This is a genomic window from Delftia sp. WY8 (assembly GCF_018437695.1).
In the GTDB taxonomy this organism is placed as follows: Bacteria; Pseudomonadota; Gammaproteobacteria; order Burkholderiales; family Burkholderiaceae_C; genus Comamonas; species Comamonas tsuruhatensis.
This window is the reverse complement of the sequence record NZ_CP049795.1, coordinates 517,590-530,534: the sequence shown is the minus strand read 5'-3', so window position 1 is coordinate 530,534 and position 12,945 is coordinate 517,590. Positions and strand designations below refer to the sequence as shown.

Here is a 12,945-nt window from a genome sequence, read left to right as displayed (position 1 = left end):
CGGACCATGTGGTCTGCGTTTTTTTATTTCAGGGATTTTCAGGACCGCTGGCGAGCCTGGCTTGCTCCATGACCCACTCCCTGGATTTTCCGCGAACGCACCATTCGGGCTTTTTGACCCAGTCTGTGAAATATATGGTGGGATGCCCTTCCAGAATATTGCAACGTGTATAGCCCAGCTTAGGCATCGCATAGTACTGCAGCGGAGTAATAAATATCAAAGAAACCAGTGCTGAAGAAATTCCAAGGGTGAAAATTATTGATAGTGCTTTATCGAATTTTCGTAGAATACTGTCGTTGCAGGGGATGGAATTCAGCACCGATACCAGTGCTAACGTAATAAAAATGAAAGGAGTCATGAAGATTGTTGGTGCGCCCGGCATGATTCTTATGGTTGGCGCGAGAGCATTTATGTCTTTCAGCATCGGGATTGTTTCCGCAAAGGAAAACCATAAACATCCGACGGATAGTAGAATGCTGATGGGTATTCCAAATATTGCAGATTTCCGAATATTTTTTACATCTCTCATATTTATTTTAAGGAACTGATTTTCTTTTGATTTGTCGCGAAGTATCTTGTGAAGTTGATTTTTTGGTTGGATCGTGATCCTTGGGTGATGCTTGCGTGCTGATAGATGGTAGCTGCCTTTATTGAATTGGGTTTTGATCTAGCTTATATATGCCTGGTGCTTTTTCATTGTTTACAGACTTTAGGGCTGTAATAACGTTTTGTTTTATTTTCCATCGCTGATCTGTGTAGTTGAGAAGTGCTCCAGTGGCAAATATGGCTAACGCCATCGCTCCTAGCGGAAAAATGACCAAAGTAGTAACGCTTGCAGTTAAGGCTCCCGCGCTTATTGCAATCATCGTCGCCAATCCCGCCTTGACCGCCTCCACTCCAATCCCACCCACAAGATCATGCATGGTCTTCTCGTCATTGAAGATGAAGTCCAGTGTCTCTATTCCGGTGCCCACCACCAGGCTCAGAAGGAACCCGCCCTTGGCCACATTCTGCAGACCGCGAATACCCAGGCCCATCTGGACCATGCGTGGATTGGCGGCAAGGAATCGCGTGCCTTGCAGCAACTGGCGGCGAAGTCCCGCGTAGCCCGTGATGATGATATAGGTGCCTGTGGCGGTTGTCTTGATATAGGAGCGGGCACCGGCCAGGCCCAATGCAATCAGTGTTTTGGTGATCAGGTACGCGTCGCTGACCATCAGGGAGGCGGGAGCGACCCAGGGTTTGCCTGCATTGGGGCTGGCGGTGTGTGTCCAGTATCGCCCAAGCGCACTGTGGGCCAGCATGGCATGCAGCGTGGCCGCCAGGCGAGGATTGTTGCGCGCCTTGTCGCTCAGTATGTCTGCGTATTCCTGTGGCGTGAGCACAATGGCATCGATCTGTTTCTGCTCCATTTGGCGAGCAAGCATGTCGGCATAGCCGATCTGATAGAAGGTGGCGGCAATGGAGGCTGGCATGGTGTATGGAGACGCTGGATCAGAAGCGGAATCGATGATTCCAGCCAATGCGCCTTGATCAATAAAGGCAATTTGACGGAAATGAGTGGTTGCAAGCAGGCGAATAATCCGCTGTCAGTGTCCAAGCGGGTTTCTGATGTTTGCTGTGCCAAGAGTCCTCATTTGATTTCATGGCCTGCACGAGGTCAATCAAAGAAGTCGCCCGCAGATCATTTTCAGAATTTTCCTTAGGACAATTCCTAAAATCAGGTTTGAAATGCCAGGTGAATAGAGATGCTGCCAATGAGCGTTGGGTCTCAGGCAGCGCCATTCGCCATGGGCGGTATTCACGGGGCACAAGCGCAGGCTGCCCGGCTCGGCCACGGGCATTTGCGGTGAAGGATGCGGGAGAGGTGGTCCGTACCGCCGCCGCTGCGCTTGCGGGCAGGCTGTTGGACCGGGGTCTGGGCTAAGGTCTTATCGTGCCGAATGCTTGCAGACGAGGACTCAGGGACCGGGTGTCAGCGCATCGGAAGCCTTGCAGGCGCTGAAGGCCGCCTGCCGGAGGGCGCCTGCCTCAAAGATCCAGTCCGAGATAACGCGTGCCCGGCACGGGATTGAAGCTCACCGGTTCCGCATCCACAAAACCCAGGGACTCATACAGCCGCTGCGCAGCCTGGAACTCGGGCAGCACGTCCAGGCAGATGCGGGTGTAGCCCGCATGCCGTGCGGCGTCCAGGATGCCTTCCACCAGGCGGCGCCCCAGGTTCTCGCCGCGTACCGTGGGGCGCACGTAGACACGCTTCATTTCGCCTGTCTGCGCATCCACCTGGCGCAGGGCGGCGCAGCCCACGGGCTGGCCGTCTTTCCAGGCCAGCAGCACGCAGCCCTCGGGTGCGGCGTACTTGCCGGGCAGGGCGGCGAACTCGGTCTTGAAGTCCTGGAAGTCCAGGCTCACGGTGGGGCTGGCCACGTATTCCCGGAAGATGCGGGCCACGGCGTCGAGGTCTTCGGGGAAGCGGGCGGGGCGGATATCGGTCATGGGTGGCAATCGGGTCTGGGCCCTGGCGCAGGGCGCCGTTCAGGTGGAATGAAAACGCATGAGGATAGGGCAAGACATCCGGACCAAGCCCTATCCGGCACAGCCCACTCCTAAACAGAAGGCGTCGCTGCGGGTCAGGGCAGCGCCTTTGACCTTCCTGCCCACACGCCTACGAGCCCGACAAGGACGGCTCCTCACAACCCCAGATGCAAAGCCTCCCCCATCCCCTGCGCAGGCACGGCGCAGCAGATCAGGGCCTCGCCCGCTGGCACGGCGAAGGAGGGTGGCGAGGCATAGGTCACCCAGCCCTGCAGCACACGCGTGCGGCAGTCGCCGCAGCTGCCCCCTCGGCAACCGAAGGCGGGCTCCAGGCCTCGCGCCTCGGCCACTTCGAGCAGGCTGCCGTCGCCGGGCTTCCAGCGCGCTTCCTTGGCCGAGCCGGCAAAGATGATGCGGACAGGCTGTGTGGCGGGTGCCGGCAGTTCGGCGGCGGGGGCTGCACCGGCCATGGATCGCTTCAGGGCCGAGGGACCGAAGGCTTCTGCGTGGATGCGCTCGTCGGGCACATTGCGTTCGCGCAGGCCGTCATAGGTGGCCTGCATGAAGGCGTCCGGGCCGCAGAGGTAGAAGTCGTAGTCGTCCCAGGGCAGGGTGGCTTTCAGCAGGGTCATGTCGATGTGGCCCTCATGGTCGTAGTCGCGGCCGGCCTTTGCCGTGCCGGGCTGGCTGAGCGTTCGCACCCAGTGCACCTCGGCATTGCCGGCCTTCACCAGTTCGGCAATCTCCGTGTCAAAGGCCCGTTCGCTGCGCGTGCGAGCCGCCTGGAACAGCCAGGTGGGCCGCAGGCTGCGGGTGCGCCGGCCTTCGTGGACGATGTGGCGCAGCATGGCCAGCAAGGGCGTGATGCCTATGCCCGCGGCCAGCAGCACGGCGGGGCGGCGCAGGGCCGCATCGGCGGTGAAGCTGCCAGCGGGCGGGCGGGCCTCGACCAGATCGCCGGGCTTCAGGCCATGCAGATGGCTGGATGCGCGGCCTTGCCTCTTGACGCTGATGCGCAAGCGCCCGTCCGAAGGCGCCAGCGACAGCGTATAGGTGCGCTGCAGATGGCTGCCGTCCGCCAGCGTGAGGCGCAGCGGCAGGTGCTGGCCGGCCAGGGGAGCCACCGTGGCCATGCCATCGGCCGGCTCCAGGTAGAGCGAGCGGATGGTGGAACTCTCATCCACGGCCTGCGCCACCCGGAACGGCCGCCACTGCCGCCCCAGCCGGGCGGCGGCCAGGCGCTGGCTGGCATCGGCCCAGCTTCCGGTCATCTGCAGGTGGGGCGACCAGCCGTCGGCCGCCATGCTCCAGCGCAGCGGCAGGGCGTCGGGCCGGCGCACGATGCGGCGGGGCTTGAAGGTCCACAGGCGCTCGGCGCCCTCGAAGGCGGCGATTTCCGGGGAGTCAAGGATGACGCTGGCCTCGCCCGTCATCTGCAGCATTTCCCCGGTTTCGGAGTCGATGAACAGCAGGCCCGCCTTGGGATTGACCAGGAAGTTGCCCAGGGTCATGAAGAACAGGTTGCCCGAGAAGTCGGGGATGGTCAGCGTTCCATCGGCGTTGATCCGCACAAAGCCCGGCTTGCCGCCACGGTGGGAGACATCGACCTGGCGCAGGCCATCATCCCCAACAACGTAGGACGCCACGTAGAACGTATCCGCCTGCGTAATCAGGGCCTGTGCGCGCGGGTCCAGCGATGCCAGTTCGACCGCCGGCACCTGCGTAGGCTCCCCGGCAGGCCGGACAAACCGGACGCTGCGGTTCTGGATATAGCGCGGGCAGTTGCCGAAGCTCTGGACCACGCCGATGTCGAAGGCGCCCGCCCCATCAACGCCCGCCTTGCGCCGCACCGTGCCGTTGAGTCGGTTGCGCCGGCGCGTCATGGGGTCCATGCCCAGCAGGCCCACGGCATGGCCGTCGCCCAGGCCCGGCTCGGCCGGGTCGGCCGCATCACGGCCCGCCGCCACATGCAGGGTCGATGGATCGGGAGAGTGCAGGAAGCCCGGCTCGCCGGCCCGTACCGTGGCCCAGGCATCGCCTTGCGCATCCACGCTGCCCAGCACCACGAAATGCAGCAGAGGATAGAACTCGCGGTGCTGGTCCAGCAGGAAGGGGCGCAGGAACTTGCGGCCCGGCATGTCCATGCGGCCCACGACGCCAACGCTTTGCTGGATCGCCAGTTCGCCCGCATGCCATGGCGAGGCGGGGTTTTGCAGGGGTTGCGGGTGCATGGTGCGCTCCTTTGCCGGGGGTTCAGGGGAGGTGTGGCTCAGGCACTCAGGCCCGCAGGCCGGCCGGTGTCTGGGCGAATGCCACGAAGCCCGGCAGCGCCTCGATGCGGCCGAGCCAGGCGCGCACTTCGCGGTAGGGTTGCAGGTCCACATTGCCCTCGGGCGCGCTGGCGATGTAGCTGTACAGGGCCACGTCGGCAATCGTGGGCGCGCTGCCGGTGAGAAAGGGGCGAGTGGTCAATTGCGCCTCGATCTTGCCGAGGATGGCGTGGGCGCGGGCTATCACTTCCGCGGCCTGGAAGGAGGCCTTGAACACCGTGACCAGCCGGGCCGCCGCCGGGCCGAAGGCAATGGGGCCGGCGGCGATGCTCAGCCATTTCTGGATCTCGGCCTCGGCCCGGGCGCCCAGGGGCATCCAGTCCTGGCGGTCCAGCTTGCGCGCCAGGTAGACCAGGATGGCGTTGGAGTCGGCAATCACCGTACCGTTGTCATCCAGCACCGGCACCTGGCCCAGCGGGTTCAGCGCCAGGAACTCGGGCTTCTTCTGCGCGCCGTTGGCCAGATCCACGTGGACCAACTCATGCTCCACGCCCAGCAGGCCGAGGAAGAGGCGGGCGCGGTGGGCGTGGCCGGACAGGGGAAAGTGGTAGAGCTTCATTGCGGTTCCTTGGGGTTGGTGAAGGCGCCGGTTGTCGGCGCCACGGGACGTATCCTCCTTCTCCGCCCGCATCTTTAGAATCCCTGGCGGCGGCAAGTCACTCTTGCGGGAACGCGAACAAAGCGCCGGCGCAAACCTGGGCAGTCCTGCGCGGGCCGCTCGCAGCCGGGCAGACATACGACACAGACAAGGCAGGCACAGATGGATCGCTTCCAGTCCATGACGGCATTTCTCGCAGTGGTGGACACGGGCGGCTTCGCCTCGGCCGCACGTCGGCTCAAGGTCTCGCCTTCGGTGGTGACGCGCGCGGTTTCCGACCTGGAGGAGCGCCTGGGCGTGCGCTTGCTCACGCGCACCACACGCTTCGTGCGCGTGACCGAGGCCGGCACGGCCTACGCCGACAGCTGCCGCCGCATCCTGGCCGAGCTGGAAGAGGCCGACGAGCATGCCGCCAGCGCCCACGCCGCACCGCGTGGCCGGCTCACGCTCACGGCGCCCGTGAACTTCGGGCGCATGCACGTGCTGCCCGTGGTGCACGACTACCTGGGCCGGTTTCCCGAGGTGGACGTCAACTGCTGGTTTGTGGACCGCGTGGTCAGCCTGGTGGACGAGGGCGTGGACGTGGCCGTGCGCATCGGCGATCTGCCCGATTCCTCGCTGCAGGCCATCCGCGTGGGCAGCGTGCGGCAGGTGCTGTGCGCTTCGCCCGCATACCTGGCCAGCCACGGCTTGCCCCAGCGGCCCCAGGAGCTTGCGCAGCACACCACCATCACCGCATCCGGCCTCACCTCCACGCCCGAATGGCGGTTTCTTGAAGGCGACAAGGCCCTGGCCGTGCGCCTTCAGCCGCGCCTCATGTCCATGACCAACGAGGCTGCGGCAGACTGCGCCCTGGCCGGGCAAGGCATCACGCGCCTGCCGCTCTACCAGATCGCCAAGCCCGTGCAGGACGGCGCACTGCGCCTGGTGCTGGAGCCCTTCGAGCGGCCGCCGCTACCGATTCATGTGGTGCACCGGGAAGGGCGCCATGCCGCGCACCGCGTGAGGGCGTTCATCGACATGGCGGTGGATGCGCTGCGGGTGGCGGCGTTGAAGTGGTAGCGGGGCCAGGCTGGGTTGTCCTCGGCACACTGCCGGCAAGTCTGCCTATTGAAGTCACTGCATAATCCGGACGGCTAGTCATCTTTCTACAGGCAGGCACTTTCATTCAATGAGTATTGATGAGTGGGCGGTAAGAGCCGGTGCAATTTTTTGATAGATCCATGAAATCCCTTGTTGCTTTTGTTTTAGTGGCGGGCAGCGCATGCCTTGTTCGTGCTGAACCGGTTTTGGACTGGAATGTTCTCGGATTCGATGCCCAGGGCAATCCCACCAAGAATTCTCGTCACTCATCTCACAGTAATGCTCAGAGAAAACTGAACCTGCTATGCGGCGATGAAGCGGCAAACGGGTCTCCTCTGCCTGAAACCGTAAGCGTGCGCATTGAAGTGAGGCCCTTCTCCAGCGGTGGTCCGCAGGGAAAGCGCATCTTCCGCAGCGCTGAAATCACCTGCAATGAAGTCCGGCGCGAAAAAGATGCCTTGTCTAAACATATTCCGGTTCCCAGGGCGCGAAAGGCCGAGACCCTGCACGTTCCCAGTGTCTGGGACTGATTAATACTCGTGCCCGTAGCTTTCTCCACCTGATGCGGTGAAATCGCTCGGTCTTCTATGCCGGTACCCTCAAAACTGCGCCGTCACGCCCAAATACAAGCGCCGTCCATCCAGCGTCTTGCCGTAGTCGGCGAGGTTCACCGTCTTGTCCAGCAGGTTGTACAGGCCTGTGAACAGCTGGATGTTGGCCGTTGCCTGGTAGCTGGCGCCTATGTCCACCAGGGTGTAGGCGGGTAGCTGGGCCGTGCCACCGTCGATGCTCCTGCTTTTGTAACGGGCCTTGCCCCAGAGCTTGATCTGGCCTGTGATGTTCCAGTCCGCGCCCAGATTGAGCATGTGGCGGGGCAGGTTGTTGAGAGGCCTGCCGGCATCCGGTCCGCTGGCCACGTCGCTGGAGGTGAAGGTGTACGAGGTGTTGAACCGACCTCGGCCCAGCGGCAGGGCGATGGGCATGCCGTAGGCCAGCTCCAGTCCCTTGATGGTGGCCGAGCTGACATTGACGTACTGGTTGATGCGCGAGCGCACTTCGCCGTTGTATTCGCAGGCGGGGGCGGAGGTGGGGCTGGTGCAGATGGTCTGCGTGCTGATCTTGTCCTTGAAGTCGGTTTGGTAGGCGGTGATGCTGGCGTTCACGTCCTGCGCGGGCGTCCAGTTCAGGCCGATTTCGTAGTTGGTGCTTTTCTCGGGCTTGAGGTTTTTGTTGCCCATGTCCCAGGCCGCTCCACGCGCTGCGATTTCCACGATGTTGTCGTCGGCCTGCTTGAGGGTGGGTGCCTTGTAGCCGCCGCTGATGCCGCCCTTGAGGGTCAGTGCATTGCTCATTCGGTAGATGCCGTACAGGCGCGGAATCCATTCGCTGCCGTAGTGCTGGTTGCGGTCGTAGCGTATGCCGCCCACGACGGAGAAGCGGTCGGTCAGGAAGTATTCGTCCTCGGCAAACAGGGCCATCTGCCAGCGTTCGAGGTTGATGTTGCGCGATCCCGGAAAGCGGCTGCCGTCATGCGCAGTCTCTTCGTTCTTGTACTCGGCACCGAACGAGACCATGTGCCGGTCCAGCGGCACGACGGTCTTGGACTGCAGGTAGGTGGCCCGGTATTCGGACTGGTAGGCGCCATTGGTGATCTGCACGTTCTCCCGCGTGATGAAGGAGCTGGTGCGGATGCGCGAGCCCCATTCGATGTCATGCGTCAGCGCGTAGTAGTTGCGTTCGTTCTGCACCGAGCCTGCGGCGCCCGTGCGGGCCGTGCGCTCGTTGTCCCCGGTGCCGCGCGTGGCCTGCAGGCCCAGGGTCTGGTTGCCGGTGAGTTTCCAGGCCAGCTTGGCGGTGATGTCGCGGTTCTCGCGGGCGGCGTAGCCGCCGGTGAACCGGTCCTCATGACGCTTGAAGCGCGAGCCGTACAGTGTCAGGCCCAGCCGGTCCTGTACCAGCGGGCCGCTGAGGTAGAAGCGCTGCTGGCCCTCGCTGCCGGCCTGTGGGTTTTCCTGCATCGTTCCGTCCACGGTGACGCTGCCGGTCCATTGCGTGGACACCTTCTTGGTGATGATGTTGATCACCCCGCCCAGCGCGCTGGATCCGTACAGCGACGACATGGGGCCGCGAATGACCTCGATGCGTTCGATGGCCGACATGGGTGGCAGCCAACTTGTCTGCTGCGCGCCGCCAAAGCCGTTGTAGTAGGCCTGGGAGGAGCTGCCCAGGGGCCTGCCGTCCACCAGGAACAGGGTGTAGTCCTCGCCCAGGCCGCGGATATAGATCTGCGTGGATTCGATCTTGCCGCCCGCACCTCCCTCGATGGTGACGCCTGGAATGTCGAGCAGGGCATCGGTCACGTCGCGGTAGCGCTTGCCTTCCAGCTCCTTGGCTGTCACCACGGTGATGGAGGCAGGCGCGTCGGCCAGCGATTGCTCGAAGCCTGTGGCGGTCACCACCACTTCGGACAGCTTGCCTTCGCCGGCCGCCTGCTGTGCATGGGCCAGCAGCACGGTGCTGCCGGTCAGCAGACAGGCTAGGCCTTTGCCGATGAGGGTGAGCGGGTGTGCAGGGGTGCAGGCCCTGGCCGGCTGCAGGAAAGAGTCGATCACTGGTTGGCTCCGGTCGCTATTGAAAATGGGGTTGTCCGTACACGACGGCACGCGCCGCCGGGCAGGCGGTGCGGGTGATGGGTTGGGGTGGGGTGGGGCGCTCGCCCGGGCAACGGTCAAGCGGGGGCTGCGCTGCAGGCGGCTGGCTAAGCCGGCTCAGGGCTTGCGGGGGGCGCAGGTTCTGGATCTTGCGGTGTCATGGCGCTGGCCTTGCAGCTTTCAAATTTAAAATACGTCTGATTCGTATTTGTATCTAACATTCCTGATCAACGTCTGACCGATGAAGCTGCTCGTTGTTGAAGACCACCAAGATTTGCGAGCGCTGTTGCAGGCCCATCTGGAGCGCATGGGATTCGCGGTGGATGTGGCCGCCACCGGACGGCAGGCGCTGGACGCGCTTGCCGTCACCGACTATGAGGCCCTGATCCTGGACCTGGGGCTGCCTGACATGGATGGCATGCAGGTGCTGGCCCGCTGTGATGACCGCCGCCGCAGAACCCCCTGCATCATCCTCACGGCACGCGACGCGCTGGAAAGCCGTCTGGCCGGGCTCAATTGCGGCGCCGATGACTATGTGCTCAAGCCCTTTGACATCTCCGAGCTGCAAGCGCGCGTACGCGCCGTGCTGCGCCGTGCCCAGGGCGGCCGCGAGCCTCGGCTGAGCCTGGGCAATCTGGCCTTTGAAACCGATTCCCGCCATGCGACCGTGGATGGCAGGCACATCGATCTGCTCCGGCGCGAGGCCATGCTGCTGGAGGAGATGCTGCGCGTGTGGCCCCGCATCGTGGTCAAGGAACGCATGGAAGAGCACCTGTACGCCTCGCGCGAGAGCGTGACCCTGAATGCCGTGGAGGCGCTGATCTCGCGCCTGCGCCGCAAGCTGCGCGACGGCGGCGCCAATGTGCTGATAGATACCGTGCGTGGCGTGGGCTATCGCATGGTCTTGCCCGCTGCCGCGCATGAAGAGCACCAGTCTTGAGCGGCGCGTGCTGTTGGGGCTGGCGCTGGCCTTTGCGGCTGGCGCCGGAGCACTGTCGCTGTCGCTGTACGACACGCGCGACCAGCTGCGCCGCGTGGCGATGGTGATCCAGGCGCGGGAGATCGCCGAAGGCTTCACCATGCAAAGCGATCCGGCCCGGCTGCCCAAAAGCCATGCGGGCGGCGAGCTGTCGTACACGCTGTATTCGCCCGAGGGGAGGGTGCTCTGGTTCTCCGACAACCTCCAATCCCCGCGCCGCCTGCGCCTGCCGCCCGACGGTGCGCGGGCGCCGCTGTTGCGGCTGCCCATCTACAGCGGCCAGGTTGTCAACGTGGCCGCACCGCTGGCCGATGGAGCCACCCTGATGGTGGCCAAGCGCGATGTGCTGGAGCGCCAGGCCATTGGTGATCTGCTGCACGCCAAGCTGCTGCAAAGCCTGGTCATGCTGGTGCCTGTAGGCCTGCTGGCACTGCTGCTCATCTACTGGATGATGCGCTGGACGCTCAGGCCCGTGCAGCAGGCCGCACGTTTTGTGCAGGGCATGAAGCCAGGTCAGGTCCAGCCCATTCCGACCGCCCGGCTGCCGCGCGAACTGCTGCCGCTGGCCGAAGCCGTCAACCGCGCACTGGAGAATCTGGCGCAGTCGCTGGCCAACGAAAAGCGCCTGGTCGCCGACGCGGCGCATGAACTGCGCACGCCCCTGACCGTGCTGGACCTGCGCCTGCAGAAGGCGCGCACGGACCCCAGCCCCGATTGGCAGGCCGTGGACGGCGACGTGCGCTACCTGCGCCGCGTGGCCGAGCAGCTGTTGCTGCTGGCACGCCAGGAGCAGGACCTGGGCGCAGGCGAGGCTGCTCCCGCAGCAGCATCCACGCATCTCACGCGGCTGGTGAGGGAGGCCATCGCCGCAATCCTGCCGTTGTTCGAGGCCGGCTCGCGCAGCATGCAGGTGGACCTCATCGATGGCGTGCACTGCCAGGGCGACGCAAGCCTGCTGCACACCGCCATCTACAACGTGCTCGAGAACGCCTTTCAACATGGCCAGGGAGATGTCTTGGTGGCCATGACGGCGGTTGAAGGTGACGTGATCCGCCTGACGGTGGCCGACCAGGGGCCTGGCGTTCCGCCCGACCGGCAGGAAGCCATGTTCACCCGCTTCAGCAAGGCGCGGCCCGGCAGCAGGGGCGCTGGCCTGGGACTGGCCATCACCCGCAAGATATTGCGCAATGCAGGCGGGGAGATCCGCTTTCTGGGCAGTCCCCATTGCGAGCTGGAACTGTGCTTCAGGAGTGCATCGCATGGGGCTGTTGCGCCAGGGGCCATTGGCAAACAAAACTAGAATGATAGTCATTATCGTTATCGATTCATCACCTCTCCCCGGCCATGCCCACCCCTTCCGCTTCTTGGACCGCTGCGCGCTGGCACCAGCTTTTCTGTGCCTGCCAGCAGCAACTGGTGTCCTATCTGGCCGGCAAGACCGGCAGCCGTGATGAGGCGCAGGAGCTGGCCCAGGAAACCTGGCTGCGCCTGGCCGATGCGCCGCCGCAGCTGCCCGATGGCAGCTCGCCCACGCTCGAAGCCGCGCGGGCCTACCTGTTTGCCACGGCCAAGCACCTGGCGATAGACAGGCTGCGCCAGCGCGGTGCGCAGCAGCGCTGCATGGACGACTGGGCGCAATTGCAGCCCGAGGCCGAAGGCGATGTGGCCGACCGCGCCATGTACCGGCAGGCACTGGCCGTGGTGGAGCGCACGATTGCAGACCTGCCCGAGCGCATGCAGGCCGCCTTGCTGGCCCACCGCCTGCATGGCGAGCGGCAGGCCGACATCGCCCGGCGTCTGCAGGTCTCCCTGAACACCGTGGAGCGTGACCTGATGCAGGCCGATGCCTGCCTGGAAGCCGCCTTGCTGCGCTGGCGCGGCGGGGTGGAGGCGGGCTTGCAGGCCTCTTCCAGAAAGCGGCGGCGTGCCCTTGGCGCACTGCTGGGCGTGGCCGGCATGGCCTGCGCGGCCTGGCCTGCCTGGCAGATGTGGAGCCGCCGCGTGCTGTGGCAAGGTGAACTGGCCAGCGCCACGGGCGTGCAGCGCAGCCTGGAACTGCCCGATGGCAGCGTGCTGCGCGTGGATGCCGCCAGCCGCGTGGCACTGACCTACCGTGCCGACCTGCGACAGGCACAGCTGCTGGAAGGCGCCGCCTTCTTTGCCGTGGCGCGCGATGCGGCACGGCCCTTTGTGGTGGAGGCCGGCCCCTTGCGCGTGACCGTGCTGGGCACGCGCTTTGGCGTGGAACTGGAGCCCGATGCGGTGCGCGTGCAGGTGGAGTCGGGCCAGGTGCGGGTGGAGCATGCGGCCACCGGACGCAGCCAGTTGCTGCAGGACAGCCAGTCGCTGCGCATTCCCCTGGACGGCGGGGCAGGAGATGCCGACGGCGCTGCCTGGCAGCCGCAGCTCCAGCAACGGCCCGCGGCCTGGCGCGAGGGCGAACTGGTCTTCGAGCAGGAGCCGCTGGGCCGCGTCGTGCACCGTCTGGGCCGCTACACGCGGCGCCGCCTGGTGGTGGAGGAGGGCGCGGCGCAACTGGCCATCAGCGGCCATGTGCGCATTGCCCAGGCCGAGCGCTGGTTGCGCGGGCTGCCGCAGTTCGCCCCGGTGCAGGTCAGCGTGCTGGACGACGGCGGGCTGCGGATTGCGCGGCGCGGCGGGCGCGCGGAGCCGTGAAGTTTTTTTCAGGGTTTTTGGGAGTGACTCGTATTTGCATATGAAAGGCCGGGCGCCCTGCCTGTGCCGGCGATTCGCAATGAGCCTGTCTTC

Annotated in this window: 11 protein-coding genes; 5 read left to right on the top strand and 6 right to left on the bottom strand. The window is 64.4% G+C overall.

The genetic code is table 11. The features are described from left to right. Positions 1-28 precede the first annotated feature (28 nt). The 5 genes from G4D77_RS02330 to G4D77_RS02310 all read right to left on the bottom strand — a co-directional run bounded on the left by G4D77_RS02330 (position 29) and on the right by G4D77_RS02310 (position 5,424). Positions 29-424: a hypothetical protein gene (locus tag G4D77_RS02330; protein WP_223275197.1), complete on the bottom strand. Its 396-nt coding sequence runs from the start codon at positions 422-424 to the stop codon at positions 29-31. Between the two features lie 223 nt (positions 425-647). Beyond that, positions 648-1,475 (bottom strand): hypothetical protein, encoded by an 828-nt coding sequence (locus G4D77_RS02325; protein ID WP_034363979.1) that lies wholly within the window; start codon positions 1,473-1,475, stop codon positions 648-650. 556 nt (positions 1,476-2,031) lie between these two features. Next, a complete protein-coding gene (locus G4D77_RS02320) occupies positions 2,032-2,496 on the bottom strand; it encodes a GNAT family N-acetyltransferase (RefSeq protein WP_154834506.1) in 465 nt (154 codons plus the stop codon). 194 nt (positions 2,497-2,690) lie between these two features. After that, positions 2,691-4,766, bottom strand: a complete 2,076-nt coding sequence (locus tag G4D77_RS02315) for a 2Fe-2S iron-sulfur cluster-binding protein (protein WP_154834505.1) — start codon at positions 4,764-4,766, stop codon at positions 2,691-2,693. 46 nt (positions 4,767-4,812) lie between these two features. Further along, positions 4,813-5,424: a glutathione S-transferase family protein gene (locus G4D77_RS02310; RefSeq protein ID WP_154834504.1), complete on the bottom strand. Its 612-nt coding sequence runs from the start codon at positions 5,422-5,424 to the stop codon at positions 4,813-4,815. A gap of 201 nt (positions 5,425-5,625) precedes the next feature. Between G4D77_RS02310 and G4D77_RS02305 the strand changes: the two genes are divergently transcribed. Then, on the top strand, positions 5,626-6,525 hold the full coding sequence (locus G4D77_RS02305) for a LysR family transcriptional regulator (protein WP_154834503.1): 900 nt from the start codon (positions 5,626-5,628) through the stop codon (positions 6,523-6,525). A gap of 161 nt (positions 6,526-6,686) precedes the next feature. Next, the gene (locus tag G4D77_RS02300) at positions 6,687-7,076 is read left to right on the top strand and encodes a hypothetical protein (RefSeq protein ID WP_154834502.1); all 390 of its coding nucleotides are present in this window, start codon (positions 6,687-6,689) and stop codon (positions 7,074-7,076) included. A 69-nt stretch (positions 7,077-7,145) separates the two neighbouring features. Here the strand turns inward: G4D77_RS02300 and G4D77_RS02295 are convergent, their stop codons facing one another. Continuing rightward, on the bottom strand, positions 7,146-9,158 hold the full coding sequence (locus tag G4D77_RS02295) for a TonB-dependent receptor domain-containing protein (protein ID WP_154834501.1): 2,013 nt from the start codon (positions 9,156-9,158) through the stop codon (positions 7,146-7,148). Between the two features lie 313 nt (positions 9,159-9,471). Here G4D77_RS02295 and G4D77_RS02290 point away from each other — a divergent pair, with 313 nt between their 5' ends. From G4D77_RS02290 to G4D77_RS02280, 3 genes are read left to right on the top strand one after another with little or no spacing between them, the layout of a single operon-like run. After that, positions 9,472-10,137 carry a response regulator transcription factor gene (locus G4D77_RS02290; protein ID WP_236884593.1) on the top strand — a complete coding sequence of 222 codons (666 nt, stop codon included), beginning with the start codon at positions 9,472-9,474 and terminating at the stop codon, positions 10,135-10,137. Then, positions 10,118-11,476, top strand: coding sequence for a sensor histidine kinase (locus tag G4D77_RS02285; protein ID WP_047327635.1), 1,359 nt, complete (start codon positions 10,118-10,120; stop codon positions 11,474-11,476). Before G4D77_RS02290 ends, G4D77_RS02285 begins: the two co-directional genes overlap by 20 nt. Positions 11,477-11,520: 44 nt before the next feature. Then, the gene (locus tag G4D77_RS02280) at positions 11,521-12,852 is read left to right on the top strand and encodes a sigma-70 family RNA polymerase sigma factor (protein ID WP_213757889.1); all 1,332 of its coding nucleotides are present in this window, start codon (positions 11,521-11,523) and stop codon (positions 12,850-12,852) included. Positions 12,853-12,945 lie beyond the last annotated feature (93 nt).